This is a genomic window from Bradyrhizobium viridifuturi, from assembly GCF_001238275.1.
GTDB classification, from domain to species: domain Bacteria; phylum Pseudomonadota; class Alphaproteobacteria; order Rhizobiales; family Xanthobacteraceae; genus Bradyrhizobium; species Bradyrhizobium viridifuturi.
In genome coordinates this window covers 37548-59157 of record NZ_LGTB01000033.1, presented here as the reverse complement: position 1 = coordinate 59157, position 21610 = coordinate 37548, and the positions used below count along the sequence as shown (strand labels likewise).

The 21610-nt window shown below is 66.0% G+C and carries 25 protein-coding genes; 10 read left to right on the top strand and 15 right to left on the bottom strand.

All coding sequences use genetic code 11. The features are described 5' to 3' along the window. Window positions 1–31: 31 nt before the first annotated feature. The 5 genes from ALC15_RS27385 to ALC15_RS27365 all read left to right on the top strand — a co-directional run bounded on the left by ALC15_RS27385 (window position 32) and on the right by ALC15_RS27365 (window position 5223). A complete protein-coding gene (locus ALC15_RS27385; RefSeq protein WP_050629972.1) occupies window positions 32–1528 on the top strand; it encodes a cell wall hydrolase in 1497 nt (498 codons plus the stop codon). A gap of 191 nt (window positions 1529–1719) precedes the next feature. Further along, window positions 1720–2964 (top strand): MFS transporter, encoded by a 1245-nt coding sequence (locus ALC15_RS27380; RefSeq protein ID WP_050629971.1) that lies wholly within the window; start codon window positions 1720–1722, stop codon window positions 2962–2964. A 46-nt stretch (window positions 2965–3010) separates the two neighbouring features. Further along, window positions 3011–3997, top strand: a complete 987-nt coding sequence (gene acuI, locus ALC15_RS27375) for an acrylyl-CoA reductase (NADPH) (RefSeq protein ID WP_050629970.1) — start codon at window positions 3011–3013, stop codon at window positions 3995–3997. A gap of 187 nt (window positions 3998–4184) precedes the next feature. Next, window positions 4185–4763, top strand: a complete 579-nt coding sequence (locus ALC15_RS27370) for a hypothetical protein (RefSeq protein ID WP_050629969.1) — start codon at window positions 4185–4187, stop codon at window positions 4761–4763. A 226-nt stretch (window positions 4764–4989) separates the two neighbouring features. Beyond that, entirely contained in the window at window positions 4990–5223 is a 234-nt protein-coding gene (locus tag ALC15_RS27365) for a DUF6894 family protein (RefSeq protein ID WP_050629968.1), read from the top strand. A 27-nt stretch (window positions 5224–5250) separates the two neighbouring features. Here the strand turns inward: ALC15_RS27365 and ALC15_RS27360 are convergent, their stop codons facing one another. From ALC15_RS27360 to ygfZ, 5 genes are all read right to left on the bottom strand, one after another. Further along, window positions 5251–7956: a DUF2339 domain-containing protein gene (locus ALC15_RS27360; protein ID WP_050629967.1), complete on the bottom strand. Its 2706-nt coding sequence runs from the start codon at window positions 7954–7956 to the stop codon at window positions 5251–5253. A 110-nt stretch (window positions 7957–8066) separates the two neighbouring features. Beyond that, window positions 8067–8573 (bottom strand): tyrosine phosphatase family protein, encoded by a 507-nt coding sequence (locus ALC15_RS27355; protein ID WP_050629966.1) that lies wholly within the window; start codon window positions 8571–8573, stop codon window positions 8067–8069. Window positions 8574–8690: 117 nt separating this feature from the next. Beyond that, window positions 8691–9302, bottom strand: coding sequence for a YfbR-like 5'-deoxynucleotidase (locus ALC15_RS27350; RefSeq protein ID WP_050629965.1), 612 nt, complete (start codon window positions 9300–9302; stop codon window positions 8691–8693). After that, window positions 9299–9925 (bottom strand): DNA-3-methyladenine glycosylase I, encoded by a 627-nt coding sequence (locus tag ALC15_RS27345; protein WP_050629964.1) that lies wholly within the window; start codon window positions 9923–9925, stop codon window positions 9299–9301. Before ALC15_RS27345 ends, ALC15_RS27350 begins: the two co-directional genes overlap by 4 nt. Then, complete coding sequence (ygfZ, locus tag ALC15_RS27340) at window positions 9922–10803, bottom strand: CAF17-like 4Fe-4S cluster assembly/insertion protein YgfZ (protein WP_050629963.1); 882 nt, start codon at window positions 10801–10803, stop codon at window positions 9922–9924. The genes ALC15_RS27345 and ygfZ overlap by 4 nt, the downstream gene beginning before the upstream one ends. A 129-nt stretch (window positions 10804–10932) precedes the next feature. On the opposite strand from ygfZ, the gene ALC15_RS27335 reads away from it, so the two are divergent. Beyond that, window positions 10933–12267, top strand: coding sequence for a dihydroorotase (locus tag ALC15_RS27335; RefSeq protein ID WP_050629962.1), 1335 nt, complete (start codon window positions 10933–10935; stop codon window positions 12265–12267). Window positions 12268–12279: 12 nt separating this feature from the next. Here the strand turns inward: ALC15_RS27335 and ALC15_RS27330 are convergent, their stop codons facing one another. The 5 genes from ALC15_RS27330 to ALC15_RS27310 form a co-directional block, all read right to left on the bottom strand. Further along, entirely contained in the window at window positions 12280–12549 is a 270-nt protein-coding gene (locus tag ALC15_RS27330; RefSeq protein ID WP_050629961.1) for a hypothetical protein, read from the bottom strand. A 155-nt stretch (window positions 12550–12704) separates the two neighbouring features. Beyond that, window positions 12705–13361: an HAD family hydrolase gene (locus ALC15_RS27325; protein WP_050629960.1), complete on the bottom strand. Its 657-nt coding sequence runs from the start codon at window positions 13359–13361 to the stop codon at window positions 12705–12707. After that, window positions 13351–13728: a TIGR02301 family protein gene (locus ALC15_RS27320; RefSeq protein WP_050629959.1), complete on the bottom strand. Its 378-nt coding sequence runs from the start codon at window positions 13726–13728 to the stop codon at window positions 13351–13353. Before ALC15_RS27320 ends, ALC15_RS27325 begins: the two co-directional genes overlap by 11 nt. A gap of 85 nt (window positions 13729–13813) precedes the next feature. Beyond that, entirely contained in the window at window positions 13814–14233 is a 420-nt protein-coding gene (locus ALC15_RS27315) for an NUDIX hydrolase (protein ID WP_050629958.1), read from the bottom strand. A gap of 45 nt (window positions 14234–14278) precedes the next feature. After that, window positions 14279–14779, bottom strand: a complete 501-nt coding sequence (locus ALC15_RS27310; RefSeq protein ID WP_050629957.1) for a hypothetical protein — start codon at window positions 14777–14779, stop codon at window positions 14279–14281. Window positions 14780–14841: 62 nt separating this feature from the next. On the opposite strand from ALC15_RS27310, the gene ALC15_RS27305 reads away from it, so the two are divergent. Beyond that, window positions 14842–15603: an SOS response-associated peptidase gene (locus ALC15_RS27305; RefSeq protein WP_050629956.1), complete on the top strand. Its 762-nt coding sequence runs from the start codon at window positions 14842–14844 to the stop codon at window positions 15601–15603. A 193-nt stretch (window positions 15604–15796) separates the two neighbouring features. Here ALC15_RS27305 and ALC15_RS27300 read toward each other — a convergent pair whose 3' ends face one another. Genes ALC15_RS27300 through ALC15_RS27290 form a run of 3 tightly spaced genes read right to left on the bottom strand, consistent with a single transcriptional unit; the run spans window position 15797 to window position 17095 of the window. After that, window positions 15797–16183: a RidA family protein gene (locus ALC15_RS27300; RefSeq protein ID WP_050629955.1), complete on the bottom strand. Its 387-nt coding sequence runs from the start codon at window positions 16181–16183 to the stop codon at window positions 15797–15799. Between the two features lie 4 nt (window positions 16184–16187). Continuing rightward, complete coding sequence (locus tag ALC15_RS27295; RefSeq protein WP_050629954.1) at window positions 16188–16667, bottom strand: DUF6691 family protein; 480 nt, start codon at window positions 16665–16667, stop codon at window positions 16188–16190. A gap of 2 nt (window positions 16668–16669) precedes the next feature. Then, complete coding sequence (locus tag ALC15_RS27290) at window positions 16670–17095, bottom strand: YeeE/YedE family protein (protein ID WP_050629953.1); 426 nt, start codon at window positions 17093–17095, stop codon at window positions 16670–16672. A 214-nt stretch (window positions 17096–17309) separates the two neighbouring features. Here ALC15_RS27290 and ALC15_RS27285 point away from each other — a divergent pair, with 214 nt between their 5' ends. Next, the gene (locus tag ALC15_RS27285; RefSeq protein WP_050629952.1) at window positions 17310–17744 is read left to right on the top strand and encodes a hypothetical protein; all 435 of its coding nucleotides are present in this window, start codon (window positions 17310–17312) and stop codon (window positions 17742–17744) included. 100 nt (window positions 17745–17844) lie between these two features. Here ALC15_RS27285 and ALC15_RS27280 read toward each other — a convergent pair whose 3' ends face one another. Then, window positions 17845–18366: a mismatch-specific DNA-glycosylase gene (locus tag ALC15_RS27280; protein WP_094194137.1), complete on the bottom strand. Its 522-nt coding sequence runs from the start codon at window positions 18364–18366 to the stop codon at window positions 17845–17847. Between the two features lie 48 nt (window positions 18367–18414). On the opposite strand from ALC15_RS27280, the gene ALC15_RS27275 reads away from it, so the two are divergent. Continuing rightward, on the top strand, window positions 18415–18960 hold the full coding sequence (locus tag ALC15_RS27275) for an HD domain-containing protein (RefSeq protein ID WP_050629951.1): 546 nt from the start codon (window positions 18415–18417) through the stop codon (window positions 18958–18960). A 309-nt stretch (window positions 18961–19269) separates the two neighbouring features. Here ALC15_RS27275 and ALC15_RS27270 read toward each other — a convergent pair whose 3' ends face one another. Then, complete coding sequence (locus ALC15_RS27270) at window positions 19270–19665, bottom strand: hypothetical protein (RefSeq protein ID WP_050629950.1); 396 nt, start codon at window positions 19663–19665, stop codon at window positions 19270–19272. 156 nt (window positions 19666–19821) lie between these two features. Between ALC15_RS27270 and ALC15_RS27265 the strand changes: the two genes are divergently transcribed. Then, the gene (locus ALC15_RS27265) at window positions 19822–21489 is read left to right on the top strand and encodes a flavin-containing monooxygenase (protein WP_050629949.1); all 1668 of its coding nucleotides are present in this window, start codon (window positions 19822–19824) and stop codon (window positions 21487–21489) included. The last annotated feature ends 121 nt before the right edge of the window (window positions 21490–21610 follow it).

Genomic DNA, 21610 nt, shown 5'->3' with positions numbered 1-21610 from the left:
TTGCACTCAGTAAGCGTTGCGTGAGCGTACGATGTTTGTGTCGCGTAACCAGCCGAAGGGCGCACGTCTCGCGCTCTTCGGTCTCGGTCTCAGCATCTTCGCCTTGATGCCGACCGAGCTCGGATATCAGGATATTGCTTCGCTCCTGGCCCGGCAGCCCGGCGTCGCCGAGCGCTGGCAGAAGCGCGTCTTCTCATCCGCGGTCGGCTCGATCCAGGTCGCGACCTACAGCTTCGGCCGTCCGATCGGAACCTCCGCGCCGCAGGATCCGCAGATCCTGCTCGCACGGCTGGACAATTCGAACGTCGACATCACCGGCACCGTGACGCGCAATCCGATTGCCGCGTCGCCGCCGCGCTATCAGGCATCCGATTTTCCCAAGGTCGATCGCACCTTGAAGGGCGATCGTCTCGTCGTCAGGCGGCCCGACCAGGTCGATCCCGCCGAGCCCGCGCCCACGGCTCCGGCGAACGAGGATCCCGCGACGTCGAATTCGTCGGTCAGGGGCATGAAGACGGCGACCGCGGTGAGTGGCAGCGCAATTGCGGACAACACCCCGCTCGATCCCGAATTGCAGGAGGCGCTGCGCGCGCCGCCGCTGCCGCAATATGCAAAACCGTCGCCGCAGCAATACGACGTGTCGATGTCGCTCGAGGCCAATCCGCTCGACGACCTGAAGCCCGCGCCCGCGAAGCCTGCTGCCGCGCCGCCCGTCGATGCAACGCACGAGCGTGACCCGTTCGCATTCAAGACCGCCAGCCTGTTCTTCGGCTCGTCGCTCGGCACGCCCGAGAATCTCGAGCGCTGGCAGCCCGGCGAGGCGCCGGTCGTGGTGGCGCCCGCGGCGCAGCCCGATCCCGACATGAAGGTGATGGCCTCGCTGCCGGTCGATGCCGACGGCCCGGTCAAGGCCGGCGAGATGGGCGAGAGCATCGCGCCGAAGGGCGAGGTCAATGCCGACGACCAGCACAGCAAGACGCCGGCGGAGCGGCTCGGCCTGTTCGACGACAAGTCGCGCGCCAAGTCGGAGAAGTGCCTCGCCGAGGCGGTCTATTTCGAGGCGCGCGGCGAGGCGGTGCGCGGCCAGATCGCGGTCGCCCAGGTGGTGCTGAACCGCGCCTTCTCCGGCAAATATCCGGAGACGGTATGCGGCGTGGTCTACCAGAACAAGAACCGGCACTACGCCTGCCAGTTCACCTTTGCCTGCGACAACATCCCCGATGTCGTCCGCGAGCCCGACATGTGGGACCGCGCGAAGAAGATCGCGAAGGCGATGCTCGACGGCAAATTGTGGCTGCCGGAAGTCGATCGTTCGACCCACTACCACGCCTATTGGGTGCGGCCGTCCTGGGTCAGCGAAATGAAGAAGATGTACAAGTTCGGCGTCCATACCTTCTATCGTCCGCGCGCCTGGGGCGACGGCAGCGATGCGCCGAGCTGGGGCAGTGCGGCCGAGACCGCCAAGATCTCGGCGCAGCTCGCCGAGGCCGCCCAGAGCTCGGCCGAGCAGGCCAGCGCCAAGCGGTAGCGCGATCGGTCTCCTGTTCCGGGTGCGATGTGCCCCGGAATGACGCTCGTCATCCTCTCGGATTCTGCAGGGCTGCCTTGCAGGCGAATATTTTTCTCCGCCGCCTCTTGGGGTTTTCATGCATGTGCATTAACTCCCCGTAACGTTCGGCGGGGCCGGTTCCCCGCGCGGCAGATGCGGGGGAAGACGACATGGCCGTCACGACAGGGGATCTTCGACCGACATCGGGCAGCTGGCGCACGCCGCTCGTCATCATCGTCTGCGGCTGCGCGATCGCATTGCTGAGCTTCGGCCCGCGCTCCAGTCTCGGCTTCTTCGTGCAGCCGATGGGCCGCGAATTCGCCTGGGGCCGCGATGTGTTCGGCCTTGCCATCGCATTGCAGAACCTGCTGTGGGGGCTCGGCCAGCCGATCGCAGGGGCCATTGCCGACCGCTTCGGGCTGCTGCGCGTCATGATCGTCGGCGCCCTGCTATACGCCGCCGGCCTGCTCCTGATGCGTTACTCGACCACCTCATTGTCGCTCGACATCAGCGCCGGCGTGCTGATCGGTTTCGGCCTGTCGGGCTCGTCGTTCAATCTGGTGCTGGCAGCGTTCAGCAAGCTGTTGCCGCCGGAAAAGCGCGGCCTCGCGCTCGGCGCCGGCACCGCCGCCGGCTCGTTCGGCCAGTTCCTGTTTGCGCCGTTCGGCGTCGCGCTGATCGACAATTTCGGCTGGCAGACCGCGCTCGTCGTGTTCAGCGCGCTGATGCTGTTGATCCTGCCGCTCTCGCTCGCGCTGGCGACGCCGCCCGCGGAGACGAATGATGCGGCGCCCGCCGATCAGCAATCGTTCAAGACGGCGCTGGCGGAGGCCTTCGGCCATCGCTCTTACGTCCTGCTGGTGCTCGGCTTCTTCACCTGCGGCTTCCAGCTCGCCTTCATCACCATCCATCTGCCGGCCTATCTTGCCGATCGCGGGATTCCGGCGACGACAGGCGGCTGGGTGGTCGCGGCGATCGGCCTGTTCAACATTGTCGGCTCGCTCAGCGTCGGCTGGCTGCAGAACTTCTTTCCGAAGCGCTATCTGCTCTCGGTGATCTACTTCTCGCGCGCGCTGGCGACGGTTGCCTTCATCTCGTTCCCGGTCACGCCATTCTCGGCGATTGCATTCGGCGCGGTCTCAGGGCTGCTGTGGCTGTCGAGCGTGCCGCCGACCTCGGCGCTGGTCGCGCTGATGTTCGGCACGCGCTGGTTCTCCACCCTCTACGGCTTCGCCTTCGTCAGCCATCAGGTCGGCGGCTTCCTCGGGGTCTGGCTCGGCGGCGTCGTGTTCGAGCAATACGGTTCCTACACCCCGATCTGGTGGCTGTCGGTGCTGTTCGGCGTGCTGTCGGCGCTGATCAACCTGCCGATCGTCGAGGCGCCTGTCGCCCGCCCGGTTGCGCAGCCCGCCTGATGGGTTAAACACTCCCCCGAAACCAGAATTACGGGGAGTGCTTATCGTGGCAACGTTCAAAGCAATCAGGATCGACAAGGCGGACAAGGGTACCACCGCCGCACTGACCCAATTCGACGACGCGGAATTGATGGACGGCGACGTCACCGTCCGCGTCGAATGGTCGACGCTGAACTACAAGGACGGCCTCGCGCTGACCGGCAAGGCGCCGGTGGTGCGCCGCTTTCCGATGATCGCCGGCATCGATTTCGCCGGCACGGTCGAGCAATCCAGCCATCCCGACTGGAAGGCGGGCGACAAGGTCGTCTGCAACGGCTGGGGCATGGGCGAGACCCATCTCGGCGCCTATGCCGAGAAGGCCCGCGTCAAGGGCGACTGGCTGGTCCGGCTGCCTGACGGCATCTCGGCGCGCGATGCGATGGCGGTCGGCACGGCCGGCTATACCGCGATGCTGTCGGTGCTGGCGCTGGAGAAGCACGGCCTGACCCCGAAGAGCGGTCCGATCGTGGTGACGGGTGCGGCCGGCGGCGTCGGCTCGGTCGCGATCGCCGTGCTGTCCAAGCTCGGCTACCACGTCATCGCCTCGACGGGGCGGATATCGGAGGCCGACTATCTCAAGGGGCTTGGCGCCACCGAGGTGATCGACCGCGCCGAACTGTCAGGTGCCCCGAAGCCGCTCGCGAAAGAGCGCTGGGCCGGCGGCGTCGACAGCGTCGGATCGACCACGCTCGCCAACCTGCTTTCGATGACCAAATACGGCGGCGCCATCGCGGCGTGCGGCCTGGCGGCCGGAATGGACCTGCCGTCGTCGGTCGCGCCCTTCATTTTGCGGGGTGTGTGCCTTCTCGGCATCGATTCCGTGATGTGCCCGATCGAGCTCCGGAGGACCGCCTGGCAGCGCCTGGCCCGCGATCTGGACAAAGCAAAACTTGCTGATATTACTCATGAAATCGCCTTGGACGATGTCATGGGTTACGGTGCCAAAATCCTCGGCGGTCAGGTCCGCGGTCGGATCGTGGTAAAAATAGTCTGAGGACGTTCAGACTTTACCAACGAAGCTGCTCCAATGTTGCCACTGTTGGTATGGTAAGCAGCGGGTAAAGAGGCTTGCAGCATGATCCCGGGGGGCCGGGTATCCTCGCGCAGACGCCGAGAAGCGTCGGTAGCGGGGGTCATGCTCAACAAGGAGCGGGTGCCCGCGCTCGTAAGTGGAGTAGCTCATGCTTGCGCGTTTGGTGTTGGGGGCCGTCACGGCCGGAGCGATGGTCGTGCCGGCATTCGCAGGCAGCATGAATGCCGATGAGGCCCGCAGATTCGTCGCCGGCAAGGTGTTCGCGTTCACCTGTTTCGATGGCACCCGCGGCGCCGGCCGTATCCTCGACGATCTCGGCGCGACAGGCTCGATCCAGTTCTCCGGCTCCGGCCCGATCCGCCACGTGCGGCTGCCCGGCAATACGCTGCAAATCCGCGGTCAGAGCGTTTGCGCCTCCCTGAAGGGCATTCCGTTCGAACCGTGCTTCAATCTCGACAAGCAGGACGACCGCTCGTTCCGCGGCTCGGTCTCCGGCATGGGCTTCGCCTATTGCGATTTCCATCACCAGGGCGGCCAGCAGATGCTGATGGCGCGTGCGGCGGCGCGTCCGCGCACGCTGCACCCGCGCACCCGATCCGCCGATGCCACGCCGACCGAAGTGTCGCGCGTTGAGACGCCGCAAGTCGGAAGCGCCAAGCTCGAGCCGGTCAAGGCCGAGCCCGCCAAGGCCGAGAGCGCGCCGGAATTGCGCCGTTCCACCGACTAGAGCCTATCCCTTCCGAGGCTCTAGATTCTTGTTTTGACGCGTTTTCTTCACGCCAACCGCTATCCGCTTCGCTCGAAAACGCGCCGACCTCTGATCTGCGCGCTAGCGGGAATACGCTCCGAGCCGTAGTCATACGGATGGCGGTCGCCACGCCTTGATAGCTACTCAATACCTAGCGTTCATCGCCGCGAGGCGGAATGGTGGGGACACCGATTTGAGTAGTCATATGGCGCAGTATTTTTTCAGGATCAGTGACGGCGATTTCGCCGGTGGGTCCGATCACGCGACCGAGTTCGAGAGTCGTGACGTGGCCTGGGCCGAGATGACCAAGGTCTGCGGCAATTTCCTCGGCAGCATTTCGCGCAACATGAAGCAGAACAGCGAGTGGCACATGGAGCTGCTCGACGAGGGCAGAAAGCCGGTCTTCCGGATTCGCCTGGTCGCCGAATCCGTGGACTGAGGCTCTCGCCGTTCAACACAACAAGCTTCAAGCCCCGGTCTGCGCGACCGGCGGAGCGGCCCGCCTGCGGAACAGGATCCGCTGATACAGCCAGCCGATCGCGACCAGCACGATGCCGAGGCACATGAAGGACAGCGCCCGGTAGACCCCTGACAGCGTCGACATGTCGACCAGGAACGCCTTCAGGATCGTCAGCCCGATCACCGCGGCGGAGGCGAGCCGCGCGCGCTCCGAGTTGACCACGATGCCGACACCGAGCAGCGCGACGCCGAACATCAGCCAGGCGATCGAATAGGTGTACTGCTCCGCGCCCGTGGTCTCGCCGCGCGACAATACCGGCCCGTGATACAGCCTGCGGATTTCGAACGTGACATAGGCGAGCGCAAACACCAGCGCGCCGGCCGCGATCGTGTTGGCGTATGCAGCGGGACGATGCCCCGCCACCGCATAGGACAGCAGCAGCGCCAGCACGGCGGGCAGGGCATAGCCGAGCAGCAGCAGGTTGATAAAGCTGCCGCCGACGTCCTGCCACCACAGCATCGGGTTCTCCAGCCCCAGCAGCCCGAACAGGCTGGCAAGCCCGGCGAAGACCGTGAGCAGCACCGCGGCGACATTGTGCACGATGCTGCCGCTGCGCAGCCGCAGCCGCTCCAGTCCGATCGACATCGCGAGCGTCACGCCGACCTGCAAGGCGACCTCAGTCAGTCCGGCGCTGGCGTAATAGACGTCGCCGCCATTGACCGCGTGGCGGATCTCCATGAAGGCGAGCAGCACCGTGAACAGGATCGCAGCAGACTCAACGATGCGCAGCGGGACGTCGTCGCCGGTGCGGCGCAGGAAATGACTGCCGGCCCAGAATGACAGCGCCGGAACGCCATAGCCCCACAGCAGCCAGTTGAAGATCGGCGTGGTGCCGACGGCGTCGCCCGCGATGCGCGGCTCATAGCCGATGCGCAGCACCACGATGCCGGCGAGGATCGCGGCAAGCCAGCGCAGGAACGGGATCGGCCGCTGCACCGACAGCCACGCCGTGCCCATCGACACCAGGGCCAGCGCAATGGTGAGCCAGCCCTTGTCGAGCGCAAACGTCAGTGCCAGCGCCAGCGAGGCGAGGGCGCCGGTGGCCGACAATGCGATCGAGGGCGACAGCTCCGGCCGCTCGCCGCGCCGGGTCAGCGCTTCAGTCGCAGCGGCGTAGGCTGCGGCCAGCAGCACGGCCAGAACAGCGAACGGGATCGAGCGATCGAGATGCGCAATCCGCGCATAGAGCGCGACCAGCAGCGCGACCGGCGTGAACACCGCCGCCGCGGCCCAGGTCACCGTGATCTTCGTGGTGGCAAAACGGAATTGCGCGAGGAAGCCCGCGATGCCGAAGGCGGCTGCGAACAGCGCGGCCGTGACGAGATGCAGCGAGACCGAGCCGTCGGTCGCGGACGGGCCGATGCCCGGGATCGCACCGCCCGGCAGCACCAGCATGTCGACGTTGCGGCGCACGGCCCATTCACCGAACACGATGAAGACGAAGGCCGAGGCGGCAGCGATCGCACCGGCAGCCGCAGGCGCGCGCCAGGCGACGAAAAGGCTGCCCGCCGTCAGCAATCCGAAGCCGATCATCGCGGTGTCGGCGTGGGCGCTGTTGAGCACGATCAGCATCGCGCCGAACAGATAGGCGGCGAGCGAGCCGGACGAGATCGGCTCGATCTCCTCACCATCGCCGTCGGGGCCGAACATGAAGCCGCAGACCACGAGCAGCGCCGCCAGCACGAAGCCCGCGATGACGTGGAAGACGTGCGGCGCGATCATCTCGGGGCCGCATTGCAGGCAGGGGAAGGTCCACAGCAGCGCGAAGGCGATCGTCGTGACCGCGAGCCAGCGCCACAGCCGGATCCGCGCAAGGCCGAACGCCGCCGCCGTGACGATCGCGAGATAGACATAGAGCGACCAGAAGTCGGGCTTGTCGGAGGAGACCAGGAGCGGCGTGACGAAGGCGCCGACGATGCCGAGCCCGGCCAGCGCCGGCCCGTGCAACAGCGCGGCCGCCAGCGTGCCGAGTGCGACCATGCCGAGCAGGATGAATGCGGTTGCCGGCGCAAGGAAGTCGTACAGCGCATAGGCGGCGTAGACGGTGGCGAAGGCCACGGCGGTACCGGCCGCGGTGAGGATCGCCGGAATGTTGGCGATCGGCAGCGCTGCGATGTTGGAGATGCTCTCCTTGCGCCGCGTCCACTCGCCGGCGCCGAGCAGCGCCAGCGCAAACAATCCGCCGAGCATCGTGCGCACGCCGGGGCCGAGCAGCCCGGCCTCGATCGAATAGCGCACCATGAAGAAGCCGCCGAGCGCGAGCGTCAGGCCGCCGATCCACACCACCCAGCGGGTGCCGAGCGTCTCCTCGAAACCCGGCGCCGGCTGCGGCGGCGCGGGCGGCTCGGGCAGCGGCGGCGGCGCGGCGCCCGCCGCGTCCGCGGCTGGCTCTGCATGCGCTTCCGGCGCGCGCGCGATCGCCTCGGGGAGGGGCGGCGGCGCGATCGGAGGTGCCGCCGGAAGGGTCTGCTCGAACGCGTCGAACGGCGCCAGCGGCGGCGGCACAGCAGTTCGCGCGGCAGTGACGCCCGCTGCCTCGATCGCATCCAGCCGGCGCTGCAGCACCGAGATCTGGCCCAGCGCCTTGCGCGAGAAGGTGATCGCAACGATGGCGATGACGAGGGTCAGGAAATCAAACGGCGAATCGAACATTGGGCCTCCGGCGGGACGCGCCGGACCATCGGCCAGCCGGCCGCCCGTCGCAACCTAGTAGTGCAGTTGAGCGGACGGGAAGTTCAAGCGGTCCGGGCACGCAGGTCGCGCTATTCCAGGTCGATGTGGAAGGGCCGGCCTTCGACGCTCATGCTGCCCGGGCCCATCGCATCGAGCGCGCGTAGCATCCGGCCCTCGCGCCCCAGCGCCTTGTCGGCGAGGCTGACGATCAGGCGGTTGGGCGCCGCGATCGGCGAAGCCTCGCGGATCAGCCGGGCGATGGACATTTCGTCGCGGTGCGGATTGAGCGCGCAGACCGTGGCAAATGCGCTCGCGGTCGAGCGGCTGATGCCGGCATAGCAATGCACCACCATCGGAGCGCGCCGATCCCAGCCGCGCACGAAGTTCAGCACCCGCTCGATATGCGTCTCGTTGGGTGCAACGAACCCGTCCATCTGCTCGACGATGTCGTCCATCGACACTTTCAGATGATTGGCCGGAAGTACGGAGGGCGGCCGCTGCACCTGATCGACATTGGCCATCACGGTCAGCACATGGCTGGCGCCGGTGGCACGAACCGTGTCGGAGAGCGCAGCGAGCGAGCAGACGTGAAGCATGATGATCCTTGGGGCGTCAGGTGTGCCCGATTATAACGGCTGCTCCCCGGTGGGCAAAGGCGCCATGTCCATCTGCATTTTGCGGCGCAACCGGCGGCGCGGCTCGCGATGCCGCGCCTATGACGCGTGCAATGTCCCGAAGCGCTCGAGGAACTGCTTTTCGGCCCGCGCCGCGGTCCATGGCGTCAGATAGTCGCGCTCGGTCGCTTCCGGCAATTCCGGATCGCGGCCGAACAGCCGCTTGGCCTCGGCCTGCGAGAATCCCGCCAGATGCGTCGCCTCGAGATAGGCGGCGCCGCGATCGGCGGCCTTGATCTGCTGGGTGATCTCGTCCGCCAGCACGGCAGGCAGGCCGAAGCGGATATGGATCGCCGACAGCAGCCGCCTCTCCACTGCCTTGTATTCGCCTGCGAGCACCGCCTTGAACGGCGAGATCATGTCGCCGATGACGTATTCCGGTGCGTCGTGCAGCAGCGCCGCGAGACGATGGCTGATGTCGACGCGCGGCGTCTGCTGACGCATCACGGCCTCGACCAGCAGCGTGTGCTGGGCGACCGAGAAGATGTGCGCGCCCGAGGTCTGGCCATTCCAGCGCGCAACCCGCGCCAGTCCGTGCGCGATGTCGACGATCTCGATATCGAGCGGCGACGGGTCGAGCAGGTCCAGCCGGCGTCCCGACAACATCCGCTGCCAGGCGCGGGTTGTTTCGGTCGATTTGCGCGCCGTCATTTCTTCTTGAGCCGCGGGGTGCGGAGCTTGCCGCTGCAGGTCTCGTGGCAGAAGCAGGTGACGAGGTGATCGTTGACCATGCCGGTCGCCTGCATGAAGGCGTAGACGATGGTGGGGCCGACGAATTTGAAACCGCGCGCGCCGAGTTCCTTGGAGACCTTGATCGAGACCGGGGTCGAGGCGGGCACGCTCGCGGTGGTCTTGAACTGGTTGACCTTCGGTTTGCCGTCGACGAAGTCCCACAGCAGCTTCGAGAAGCCGGGGCCCTTCTCCATGATCTCGAGGTAGCCCCTCGCGCTCGCCACTGCGCCTTCGATCTTGGCACGGTTGCGGACGATGCCGGCGTCGTTCATCAGCGCATGCACCTTCTTGTCGGTGTAACGCGCGATCTTCTCGGGCTGGAAATCGTCGAAGGCTTTGCGGAAATTGTCGCGCTTGCGCAGGATCGTGATCCAGGACAGGCCGGCCTGAAATCCGTCGAGGATCAGCTTTTCATAGAGCGCGCGGTCGTCATATTCCGGCACGCCCCATTCATTGTCGTGATAGGCGACGTAGAACGCATCCTCGCCCGGCCACGGGCAGCGCGTCTTGCCGTCGGGATGCAGTTGCGCGGTACGGCTCATGCGACGGTCTGCTTGGCAGTGATGCGCACCGCGTCCGGCTCGGCGAGATGCAGCGACAGCCCGCCCGCGGTCAGCGGCAGCCCGGCGTCGAGCGCGTCGGCGACGCGATCGACACGCACCAGCGCGAGGCCTCTCTCGCCGGCGGTCGAGCCGATGGTGCCGACCTGCTTGTCGCCGGCGAGGATGGTTGCGCCGGCTTCGGGCGAAGGACCATCGAGAATGATCTTCACCGTACGGGTGCGCGCGGTGCCGCGGTGCTGCATGCGCGACACCACCTCCTGGCCGACATAGCAGCCCTTGTCGAAATCGACGCCGTTGAGGCGGTCCATGTTGGTCTCGTGCGGGAAGGCGTCGCCATACATGAAGTCGAGCCCACCGCGCGGCACGCCGGTCGCGATCCGGTGCGCCTCGTAGGCGCTGGCGTCGACGAGATCGGCGCCGATCAGATCGGCGAGCTTCTGCTTGAGGTCTTCCGGGATCAGGATGCGCCAGCCGAGCGCTGCGTTGCGCGGATCGGCGAAAGCGAGATCGGGGATCGCCGCCGGCTCGCCATCCCAGGCCGCCAGCACGCCGAGGCTGTCGGAGAGGTTTTCCACCACGACCTTTGCGCGCAGCTTATAGAAGCCGAGCTTGTCGGCGAGCCCCTTGGCGAGCGCGCGCGGCGCGTCGATCAGGAAGCCGCCGCCGTGCCCTGTGGGTATCTCGGTGATCAGGAAGTCGACGATGATCTTGCCCTGGGGCGTCAGCAGCGCACCAAACCGGGCCTGTCCCGGGGCCAGCTGCTCGACATCGGTCGTGATGAGGCCGTTGAGGAAGTTGCGGGCGTCCTCGCCAGAGACCTTGATCACGCCCCGATCTGGAAGAAACGCTGCTTTCATGCGCAAAATTGGCTCTTTTTCCAAGTTCCTTGGGAAACGCGGTGCTCGCGGATATCCCCTGCCAAGCTAAGGCGCTAGAGTACGCCGAACAAGGCCCGCACGACTGTGGAAAGCGGGCGTCGAGGACCGATGAATCAGCGTTTTGACACCATTCTAAAATCCGGCACCGTGGTCAATCAGGACGGCGAGGGCGTGCGCGATATTGGCATCGCGGGCGGCCGCATCGCCGCGATCGGCTCGCTCAGCCAGGCGTCGGCCGGCGAGGTGATCGACTGCAAGGGCCTGCACATCCTGCCCGGCGTGATGGACACCCAGGTGCATTTCCGCGAGCCCGGGTTGACGCAGAAGGAAGATCTCGAGACCGGCTCGCGCAGCGCCGTGATGGGCGGGGTCACGGCTGTGTTCGAGATGCCGAACACCAACCCGCTGACGGTCACCGAGGAAGCATTCACCGACAAGATCAAGCGCGGCCACCATCGCATGCATTGCGATTTCGCGTTCTTCATCGGCGGTACGCGTGAGAACGTGCAGGACCTGCCCGAGCTCGAGCGCGCGCCGGGTTGCGCCGGCGTCAAGGTGTTCATCGGCTCCTCCACCGGCGCGCTGCTGGTCGAGGACGACGAGAGCCTGCGGCGGATCTTCCAGGTGATCAAGCGTCGCGCCGCGTTTCACGCCGAGGACGAGTACCGCCTCAATGAGCGCAAGCCGCTGCGCATCGAGGACGATCCGCGCTCGCATCCGGTGTGGCGCGACGAGACCGCCGCCCTGATGGCGACCGAGCGCTTGGTCAATCTCGCGCGCGAGACCGGCAAGCGCATCCATGTGCTGCACATCTCGACCAAGGAAGAGATCCTCTATCTGCGCGACCACAAGGATGTCGCCTCCTGCGAGGCGACGCCGCATCACCTGACGATGGCCGCACCGGAATGCTATGAGCGGCTCGGCACGCTGGCGCAGATGAACCCGCCGGTGCGCTCGGCCGATCACCGCGCCGGCATCTGGTACGGCATCGAGCAGGGCATCATCGACGTGCTCGGCTCGGACCACGCGCCGCATACGCTGGAGGAAAAGCAGAAGACTTATCCGGCTTCGCCGTCGGGTATGACCGGCGTGCAGACGCTGGTGCCGCTGATGCTCGATCACGTCAACGCCGGGCGGCTGTCGCTACAGCGGTTCGTCGATCTCACCAGCGCCGGTCCGGCGCGGTTGTTCAACATCGCCTGCAAGGGCCGCATCGCGGCGGGTTACGACGCCGACTTCACCGTGGTCGATCTGAAGCGCAGCGAGACCATCACCAACAAATGGATCGCCTCGCGCGCCGGCTGGACACCCTATGACGGCGTGCGGGTGCAAGGCTGGCCGGTCGGCACCTTCGTGCGCGGCAGGCGGGTGATGTGGCAGGGCGAGGTGACGACGCCGTCGCTGGGGGAACCGGTCCGGTTCCTCGAGACGCTGAAGGCGTAGCACCGTCGTCGATTACTGCCGGGCGAGAGCCAGCGAGAACTCGCCGTTGCGCACGCGCGCGGCGAGGCCCTCGGCGAATTTCGCCACCGCATCCTCGCCATAGGTATTGACGAGCTCGGCGAGCGCCGCGAACAGGCTCGCCTGCGCAAGGCAGTCGCCGTCGACGCCGTCATGACGCGCTTCCGCCCAGGCCTCGTTCAAATAGCTGAGCGCGGCCTGCTTCTGTTCTTGATCGGGACGCGGGTCGTCTTGGTGATGGGGGAAGGACGCTGGATGGCGCATGAAACTCTGCAAAATGAATGCGCGCGGTCCGAGGAGCGAACCACTGCGACCCGCGAGATGTATCACGCATGCGGGTACCGCCTAGCCCACATCTTTCGAAAAGGTTAACGGCCGCCACGGCATTTAAAGCGGAATTCCTGATATCCCCGCCGCGATCAGCCAAATGAGCTGTGGATATGGTCCAGCACCGCCCGCGGCGAGGCGCAGAGGTGGCTGGCGCCGGCCTCGGTCAGCTCCTCAGCCGTGCCGTAGCCATAAGTGACCCCGACCGCGCGGATTCCGTTACGGCTGGCCCCGATCACGTCGTGGCTGCGGTCGCCGATCATCACGGCCTTGGCCGGATCGGCCCCGGTCTCGACCAGCGCATAGGCCAGCAGGTCGACCTTGTTGACCCGGGTTCCGTCGAGCTCGGAGCCGAACACGTGGTCGAAATAGCCGGTGAGGCCGAAATGCTTGACGATCCGGCTCGCGAACACATGCGGCTTCGAGGTCGCCACGAACATCCGGCCGGGCCGCCCGCGCAGCTCGGCCAGCACCTCCGCGATATCGGGATAGACGCTGTTCTCGAACAGCCCGACATCGCCGAATCGCTCGCGGTAGAGCTCGACGGCGCGGTCGGCGAGCTCCTCGCCGCCGAGCAACATGGCAAAGCTCGCCCTGAGCGGCGGCCCGATGCACCAGGTCAGGTCGTCCTGCGAGGGAACCGGGCGGCCGAGCTTTGCCAGCGCATACTGGATCGAACCGGTGATGCCGGGCTTCGGGTCGGTCAGGGTGCCGTCAAGGTCGAAGAAGATCGCGCGCTCAGTTGGCATAGCGGGCCGTCAGGTCGCGCGAGATTTTCGAGCCTTCCTCGATGTAGCGGCGGATCGCGACGGAAGCTGCCGGCGTGCAGGTCCGGTAGGTCTGCTGGAAGCCGTTGTAGCCGCGGTTGAAGCCCGCGACCATGCGGGCGCGGCGGTCGCCGGAGGGGGTCTCGGCGTCGATCAGCGCCTGCATCTCGTTGCGCCATTTGGCGCCCTCGTTGGAGCCGCAGATGCCGCGCAGGTAGTGCAGGGCGCCGAGGATCTCGGCCAGCCGCTGCAGGTCGCCGTCGAACGGCGCAGCCGCGTCCTGCGCCCGGGCGGGCGTCGCGAGGCATGCCGACATCAGGATCACAACGGCGAGAAAGGTTCTGATCATCAGGGGTTCCGGAATGGCCGTGGTATGCCCCCTCAATGCGCCCGAGGCAAGGCGGCAGAGCTCTCCAAAGCCTCCAAAACAGGCCTCAAACCAGCCGCTGAGCGGCCGCAATGACCTCATGCAGGCCGCCGGTGACCTTGAGGTCGCCGATCGCCTCCGGCGCCAGCCATCTGAAATCGTCGTGCTCGTCGTTCAGCACCGGCTCGCGGGAGGTCCAGCGCGCCGCGAAGGTCATGATCATGTAGTGCCCGGTGCCGGGGCCGGTCGGCAGCACCTCGCGCCAGCCGGCGAGGCCCAGGATATCGACCCTCAGGCCGGTCTCCTCGTCGATCTCCCGGTGCAGGGCGGTGTGCAGCGTCTCGCCGAACTCGACCCGGCCGCCGGGCAGCGAATAGAAGCCCTTGCCGGGCGAGCGGGCCCGGCGGACCAGCAGCACCCGGCCGTCGCGGAAAATCACGCCGGATACGGCAAGCTGCGGGCGGATCGGAGGTTCGGGAGAGGTCAAGGCAGTCAGGGCACCAGTTTCAACACCATCATCCTGCCCGATATCTCAGGCGCCCGCCATGATGCTCTCGACATCGGCCTCTGCGGCGCCGTTGATGATGCCGGCGGTCTGCATCACCAGCGGCTTGACCCAGACGATGGCCTGTTCGGCGAGCGCGACCCGGCTCTTGTCCTGCTGCAATTGCCGCATCGCCGCCCCGACCTCGGTCAGGATCCTGGTCATGCTGTCGGTCAGCTGGTCGAATTCGGCCCGGATCCCGGTATCCGCGGTCTCGTAGGACTCGATCGCCAGGTCACGCGCCTTGAAATTGGACGCGGTGAAATGCTCGGCGTAGGACAGCGGCTGCCATTCCAGGAAATCGTCGGCGCATTCCGGCAGGTCCGGTACCATCTCCAGCAACATGATGGCTTCGTTGAAGTGATTGAGGTAGTCGGTCGCAAGCCCGGTGCGGGGATTGATGTTGGCGGCGCGCAACAAAGCCGCCCGCGCCTCGTCGGGGTACGTCGGTCGCGGGGAAGAGCCCGCTATGGCGGCCGTTGAGGTCATTGGTCGCAGTCTTTAACGGTCCAAGTTAAGGCTGAATAAACAGATACCACTCTGGACGGGATATGTGCGGACGCTTTGTCATTACCTCGCCGCCGGCGGCTTTGCGCGAAATGTTCGGCTACATCGAGCAGCCGAATTTTCCGCCGCGGTATAATATTGCGCCGACCCAGCCGATCCCGGTGGTGCTGCTGCAGAACGGCGGCCGGCATTTCCAATTGATGCGCTGGGGCCTGATCCCGTCCTGGGTCAAGGACCCCCGCACATTCTCGCTCTTGATCAACGCGCGCTCCGAGACGGTGCGGGAAAAGCCCGCCTTCAAGAACGCGATCAAGCGGCGCCGCGCGCTGATCCCGGCCGACGGCTATTACGAATGGCAGGATGCCGGCGGCCGCAAGCGGCCGTTCTTCATCCATCGCCGCGACGGCCACCCGGTCGCCTTCGCCGCGCTCGCCGAGACCTGGATGGGGCCGAACGGTGAGGAGCAGGACACGGTGGCGATCGTCACCGCGCCGGCGAGCCCCGATCTTGCGCAACTGCATCACCGCGTGCCCGTCACGATCCGGCCCGAGCAATTCGCGCGCTGGCTCGACTGCCTGCCCAACGATGTCGACGACGTGATGCCGCTGCTGAAGGGGCCTGATGTCGGCGAGTTCGCCTGGCACCAGGTGACGATGCGCGTCAACGCGGTCGCCAACGACGATGCGCAATTGCTGCTGCCGATGAGTGCCGAGGAGATCGCGGCGGAGGAGGCGCCGGCGGCGAAGAAGGTAGCAGTGCGCAAGGTGACGCCGCGGGAGGACGACGGGCAGGGGTCGTTGTTTTGAGGGCGGCTGAAGCCGCGAGGTGAGTGCACGCATACAGGCGCAGGCATCTCCACGTCGTCGTCCTGGCGAAAGCCAGGACCCATAACCACCGCATTTGATTGCAAACGGGATCGCGGCCCCAGCGTCGCGCAACAACCGACATTTGGGGTAATGGGTCCTGGCTTTCGCCATGACGACGGCGGTGGATGGACGGCTATGCCTTCACCGACGCCACGCCCTCGATCTCGATCAGCATCTTCGGATTGGGCAGCGCCACCACGACGCAGGTGGTGCGTGCGGGGTAGGGTGCGGGGCCGAACGCGCCGGCGTAGAGCACGTTCATCGTGGCGACGTCAGAGGCGCGGGTCAGCAGCACGTTGACCTTGACGAGATCGCGCATCGTCGCGCCCGCCTCATTCAGGACGCGTTTGAAATTGGTCACGACATTGGCGAACTGCGCCTCGAAGCCATCGGGTAATTCCCGATTGGCGTCGAAGCCGGGAATGCCTGATATGAACAAGAGGTCGCCGACGCGGGCGCCGAACGAGAGTGGCGGCGCCGTGACGCCGGGCGGAGGTGGGAAGTGCTTGATCGTTGTCATGACATCACCCGTCTGCACGAGATGGAAGGGGAGTAGTCTCGATGGCGTGCGACGCCGGCGTGCGGCGGCGCCCGAGATTGTCGCCGAATAGATTCTGGCCGATCATGCCCGCCAGCATCGCGACGACGAACACCACGATCGGCAGCGAGAGGCCGGCGAGATTGACCAGCGCGGGGCCGGGGCAGATGCCGGCGAGGCCCCAGCCGATGCCGAACAGGACGGCGCCGGCAACCAGCGGCGCATCGATGTCGTTGCGGTCGGGCCAGAGGAAGTGCGCGGAGAAGGCCGGCGCCGCACGCCGCCGCGCGATCGCAAATCCGGATGCTGCGACCGCGACCGCGCCCGCCATCACGAAGGCGAGCGTCGCATCCCAGGCGCCGAACAGGTCGAGGAAGCCGAGCACCTTCTGCGGGTCGGTCATGCCGGAGATCAGAAGGCCCGCGCCGAAGATCAGGCCGCAGATGAAGCTTGCGAGAACTTGCATCGTTAGCCTCCGAATCCGTGTCTGACGATTGCAACGGTTGCGATCGCCGCCGTCATGAAGATGAACGTGGCGACGATCGAGCGGCCGGACAGCCGCGCGAAGCCGCAGACGCCGTGGCCCGAGGTGCAGCCGTTGCCCATGCAGGTGCCGAACCCGACCAGCACGCCCGCGATCGCGATCACGACGAGGCTGCCGTTCATCGCCGGCCGCGGCAGCGGCGCGCCGAACAGCGCTGCAATCAGCGGCGCTGCGATCAGCCCCGCGATGAACGCGACGCGCCAGCCTCGGTTGGCGGTATCGGGCTGGAGCAGGCCGCCGACGATGCCGGTGATCCCCGCGATTCGCCCGGTCAGCAGCATCAGCGTCGCCGCGGCGAGGCCGATCAGCGCACCGCCAGCGAAGCCGGAAAATGGGGTGAAATCGTGCATCTGTGCAGATCCCTGTTGCGCAAACTCCTCAGCGATCCGGCAAAGCGGCGCGCGCGCATGCGCCAACGTCGCGCGGCTGCGCGGCCGATGATAGACTCCGCAAGATCAGGAACAAGCACAATCCCGCATGTTTCGCAGGCGTTTCAAGGGTGCCTGCCCGTCGGCTGGATTGCCGCGATTCGCATCTCGACTTCACTTAGTCCGGAGAACCCCCATGAGACTGTCATCCGCCGCCCGCGCCGTGCTGTTCGCGCTGGCGCTGCTCTCCGGATCGTCCGCCGCGCTGGCCGACGAGGGCGCCGTGACGCTCGTCATCTTCAAGGGCGGCTGGATCTTCGGCGGCTCCGCCGGCAAGGGCGTGTTGACCTTCAAGGGCCAGACCTACGGGCTCACCGCCGGCGGGCTGGATTACGGCCTCGTGTTCGGCGGCTCCCAGACCACGTTGCAAGGCCGGGTGCGCAATATCCGTCGCGCGCAGGATATCGCCGGCGTCTACGCCGCGGCCGGCATGGGCGTTGCGCTCGGCGCCGGCGTGCGCGGCATCTTGCTGACCAACCAGAACGGCGCCGTGCTCGAACTGAGCGGCAAGCAGGTCGGCCTGATGGCCAATGTCGACCTCAGCGGGCTCGCGATCACGTTGAAGGAGTAGGCGGGGTTCGATTCGTGGCCTTGTAGGATGGGTAGAGCGCAGCGAAACCCATCTCTTTCGCGGTCAGGAAGTTGATGGGTTTCGCTGCGCTCTACCCATCCTACGATGCGATCCACTCGGCGAGCTCGCGCCACGGCTGCAAACTCCAATGCCCGGACGCCGCGCCTGACGGCGAGGGCAGGACGAACACGTCAGGGAAACCACTCGTTGATGGCTGACGCCCCAGCGCAAGCGCGCTGGTCGGCCTGTTGTAAAACAGGCTCGCCGCCTTCCTGCTGGTGAACGCGATGGTCCTCGGGCGGTAGGTCTCGATCTTCGCTCTGAAGCCCACAACGTCGAACGACTGTCGCGCAATCTCATGATCCATCCCGGCGCCGGTCTTGGAGAGATCGGTGAAGCCGATGCCGAGCGATAGCAGCGCTGCGAACTCATCCGGCCGATAACGCCGCGGCGTGATGCCGGCCTCATGCAGCGCGCGCCAGAAGCGGTTGCCGGGATGCGCGTAATAGTGCCCGACCGCGGCGGAGCGCGTGCTGGCCGCGGTGCCGACGAACACCAGGCGCAGATCGGCGCGGAGCTGATCGGGGAGGCGATGGAGGTTGGTGTCGCGCAAGTCGCTCATCCGGGCTCCTGCCTACCATTTCCGCCACTGTCGTTCTATCATTCGGCGATGAACAGCGACGAATTGGCCGCCGCCTACACGGCGGCGGGCCGCCACTATCACAACCTCGCGCATATCGAGGATTGCCTTGAGGCGCTCGCGCGCGTGGAGGGCATTTCCGCGGCCGAGCGTGAGATCCTGTCGGAAGCGATCTGGTGGCACGATGTCGTCTACGATCCGACCCGGCCCGACAATGAAGAGCGTAGCGCGCAGCTCGCCGAACGGCACGTTCGCGCCGATATCGCTCACGAGGTCGGCCGCCTGATCCGTTTGACGAAGACGCATGATGTCGAGGCCGGCGACCGCCTCGGCGCGATCCTGATCTCGATCGACCTCAGCATCCTCGGCGCCGAGCCCGCGCGGTACGATGCCTATGCGGCTGCGATCCGGCAGGAGTTCATCCATGTCGGCGATGCCGACTATCGCGCCGGTCGTTCCAAGGTGCTTCGGCACTTCGCCGAGCTTCCGGTGATCTTCCCCGATCCTGGTTTTGCCGCGACCTATGACCGCCGCGCCCGCGACAATCTCGCGCGTGAGCTGGCGTCGCTGGCCTGAGGGCTGTCGGTAGATCCTCCTCTCCCGTTCCTGCGGGCAGAGGCGGGGGTGAGGGGGCTCCAACCGCATATGGCCTGCGTCCTCGGGGGCGCATTGCCAAAACATCGAAAACAACCCCATGCAAAGCAGCCGGCGTGCCGGCATTCGACACGGCAACTTGACATGTCGGGCAACTCAGTGGCATTATTCTATTATTCAGAAGTCTCCCAGGCGCGCCTCCTGAACTGCGGGACATCGCCGTAGGCATATGCGATTGCCCTGCCTTGCCCAGCGCGAGGTCGCGGCTCGATTCCTCTGATCTCGTCAGCGCTAACGCACCGGCTCCTTGATCTCGTCTTCGGCCGTCACCGCCTGCGCCGGCCCGGTCGCGCGCACCATCAGGAACCGTCCCGAAAACGCCGTGCCGCGGATGCTCCAGCGGCCGTCGATCTCGGTCGCGTCGGCATTGACCGCGCCTTCATAGTGCACGGTGTCGTAGCCGTAGCCAGCCGGCTCGTAGCGCTTGACGAACGTGACGGCGCTGCCTGATCGGTGACCGGAGAGCGAAGCATTGTGGGTGCTGATCGGGCAGCCGGGTGCGACGCAAGGTTCGGTCACGCTGCCGCCGAGTGCACCGCCGGCGTCGATCAGCGTCGCCAGGAACGTCACCATGCCGCTCGGCTGAACGTAGCTGCCGTCCCAGACGCCGGTGAGATTGTCGTCCATGTCGCTCGTCCGGATTTCCGCGCATTGCAACGCAGGGATCGATGTGGCGCTTGCAGCGTCTCAACGCAAGTCGCGCGCTGCGGCGCGGTTGCCTGATCCGGCAAAACGGTCTGTAATCCGGCCCAACAGATCAAGAAGAATTTTGGAGCGGGAATCATGGGAGAGACGAAAACCCATTACGAGGTGATCGTGGTCGGCGCCGGCGTCGCCGGCATCTACCAGATCAAGCGGCTCGCCGATCTCGGCATCGATGCGACCGTGCTGGAAGCCGCGCCCGATCTCGGCGGCACCTGGTACTGGAACCGCTATCCCGGCTGCCGTTTCGACTCGGAGAGTTACACCTACGGCTTCTCGTTCTCGCGCGAGCTGCTCGACGAGTGGCACTGGAAGGAACGCTTCTCCGGTCAGCCGGAGAACCTGCGCTACCTCAACTACGTCGCCGACAAGTTCGACCTGCGCCGCCACATGCAGTTCAATTGCAAGGTCGAGGCCATGCAGTTCGACGAGGCGCGCGACCTCTGGCAGCTCAGGATCAGTGACGGCCGCGAACTGACCTGCCGCTTCGTCGTGCTGGGGATCGGCCTGCTGTCGGCGCCGACCATGCCGCGCGTACCCGGGATCGACGACTTCAAGGGCCGCTCGTTCCATACCTACTACTGGCCGCATGAGCCGGTCGATCTCGCCGGCAAGAGAGTCGCCGTGATCGGCACCGGCGCCACCGGCATCCAATTGATCGGCGAGATCGCCGACAAGGTCGGCGAGCTCACGGTGTTCCAGCGCCGGCCGAACTGGAGCGCGCCGCTCAACAACAGCGAGATATCAGACGCCGAGATGGCCGACATCCGCGCGCGCTATGACGAGATCTTCGCCGCCTGCGCGCTGACACCGGGCAGCTTCGTGCACGGCCCCGACAAGCGCGGCTTCTACGAGGTGAGCCGCGAGGAGCGGCTCAAGCTCTGGGACAAGCTCTATGACGAACCCGGCTTCGGCATCTGGCTCGCGAACTTCCGCGAGATATTCATGGATGAAGCCGCCAATGCGGAATTGTCGGAATATATCGCCGGCCGCATTCGCGGCCGCGTCAATGATCCCAGGGTCGCCGAGAAGCTGATCCCCAGGGATCACGGCTTCGGCGTGCAGCGCCTGCCGCTGGAGACACGGTATTTCGAGGCCTATAACCGTGACAACGTCCATCTCGTCGACCTCTCCGAGACGCCCTTGGCGCGGATCACCGAAACCGGCCTGCGCACATCGGCGCGCGACTACGACTTCGACATCATCGTCTACGCGACCGGCTTCGACGCCATCACCGGCGCCTATGACCTGATCGACATCAGGGGCATCGGCGGCGAGAAACTCGCCGACAAATGGAAGCAGGCGCCGTCGACCTTCCTCGGCATGCTCGTGCACGGCTTCCCGAACCTGCTGATGCCGACCGGCCCGCAAAGCGCCTCCGCCTCGACCAACTTTCCGCGCGGCATCGAGAACGGCGTCAACTGGTGCACCAATTTGCTGCAATACATGTGGGACCGTGGCCTGACCCGCGCCGACGCGACGCTGGAGGCGCAGGAGCGCTGGACCGCGCACGTCGCCAAGATGTACGAGATCATGCTGATGCGCAAAGCCAAGTCCTGGTTCACCGGCTACAACTCCAACGTCGCGGGGCACGAGGAAGGGACCGTGCGCTACTTCGTCTACAACGGCGGGACGCCGAAGTTCTTGGGGATCATCAACGGCGTGGCGGCGGGGGGATATCAGGAGATTGAGTTTGGGGTGGCTGTGGATGCTGGGTCGAACATAGTCGATGCTGACGCCTTGACATAACGTATCCAATACGTTTGGAGAACGACACTATCGTTTTAGCGGAACCATTTGTCTCGACTTGCGATAGATTGGAGCCCTTCTGCCTTCGCTCCAGCGTTGGCTCGGAGCGAGCTATCGGCTG

Coding starts and splice junctions, on each gene's coding strand:
- ALC15_RS27385 (WP_050629972.1), top strand. CDS start 32: ATGTTTGTGTCGCGTAACCAGCCGAAGGGCGCACGTCTCGCGCTCTTC.
- ALC15_RS27380 (WP_050629971.1), top strand. CDS start 1,720: ATGGCCGTCACGACAGGGGATCTTCGACCGACATCGGGCAGCTGGCGC.
- ALC15_RS27370 (WP_050629969.1), top strand. CDS start 4,185: ATGCTTGCGCGTTTGGTGTTGGGGGCCGTCACGGCCGGAGCGATGGTC.
- ALC15_RS27365 (WP_050629968.1), top strand. CDS start 4,990: ATGGCGCAGTATTTTTTCAGGATCAGTGACGGCGATTTCGCCGGTGGG.
- ALC15_RS27360 (WP_050629967.1), bottom strand. CDS start 7,956: ATGTTCGATTCGCCGTTTGATTTCCTGACCCTCGTCATCGCCATCGTT.
- ALC15_RS27355 (WP_050629966.1), bottom strand. CDS start 8,573: ATGCTTCACGTCTGCTCGCTCGCTGCGCTCTCCGACACGGTTCGTGCC.
- ALC15_RS27350 (WP_050629965.1), bottom strand. CDS start 9,302: ATGACGGCGCGCAAATCGACCGAAACAACCCGCGCCTGGCAGCGGATG.
- ALC15_RS27345 (WP_050629964.1), bottom strand. CDS start 9,925: ATGAGCCGTACCGCGCAACTGCATCCCGACGGCAAGACGCGCTGCCCG.
- ygfZ (WP_050629963.1), bottom strand. CDS start 10,803: ATGAAAGCAGCGTTTCTTCCAGATCGGGGCGTGATCAAGGTCTCTGGC.
- ALC15_RS27335 (WP_050629962.1), top strand. CDS start 10,933: ATGAATCAGCGTTTTGACACCATTCTAAAATCCGGCACCGTGGTCAAT.
- ALC15_RS27330 (WP_050629961.1), bottom strand. CDS start 12,549: ATGCGCCATCCAGCGTCCTTCCCCCATCACCAAGACGACCCGCGTCCC.
- ALC15_RS27325 (WP_050629960.1), bottom strand. CDS start 13,361: ATGCCAACTGAGCGCGCGATCTTCTTCGACCTTGACGGCACCCTGACC.
- ALC15_RS27320 (WP_050629959.1), bottom strand. CDS start 13,728: ATGATCAGAACCTTTCTCGCCGTTGTGATCCTGATGTCGGCATGCCTC.
- ALC15_RS27310 (WP_050629957.1), bottom strand. CDS start 14,779: ATGACCTCAACGGCCGCCATAGCGGGCTCTTCCCCGCGACCGACGTAC.
- ALC15_RS27305 (WP_050629956.1), top strand. CDS start 14,842: ATGTGCGGACGCTTTGTCATTACCTCGCCGCCGGCGGCTTTGCGCGAA.
- ALC15_RS27300 (WP_050629955.1), bottom strand. CDS start 16,183: ATGACAACGATCAAGCACTTCCCACCTCCGCCCGGCGTCACGGCGCCG.
- ALC15_RS27295 (WP_050629954.1), bottom strand. CDS start 16,667: ATGCAAGTTCTCGCAAGCTTCATCTGCGGCCTGATCTTCGGCGCGGGC.
- ALC15_RS27290 (WP_050629953.1), bottom strand. CDS start 17,095: ATGCACGATTTCACCCCATTTTCCGGCTTCGCTGGCGGTGCGCTGATC.
- ALC15_RS27285 (WP_050629952.1), top strand. CDS start 17,310: ATGAGACTGTCATCCGCCGCCCGCGCCGTGCTGTTCGCGCTGGCGCTG.
- ALC15_RS27280 (WP_094194137.1), bottom strand. CDS start 18,366: ATGAGCGACTTGCGCGACACCAACCTCCATCGCCTCCCCGATCAGCTC.
- ALC15_RS27275 (WP_050629951.1), top strand. CDS start 18,415: ATGAACAGCGACGAATTGGCCGCCGCCTACACGGCGGCGGGCCGCCAC.
- ALC15_RS27270 (WP_050629950.1), bottom strand. CDS start 19,665: ATGGACGACAATCTCACCGGCGTCTGGGACGGCAGCTACGTTCAGCCG.
- ALC15_RS27265 (WP_050629949.1), top strand. CDS start 19,822: ATGGGAGAGACGAAAACCCATTACGAGGTGATCGTGGTCGGCGCCGGC.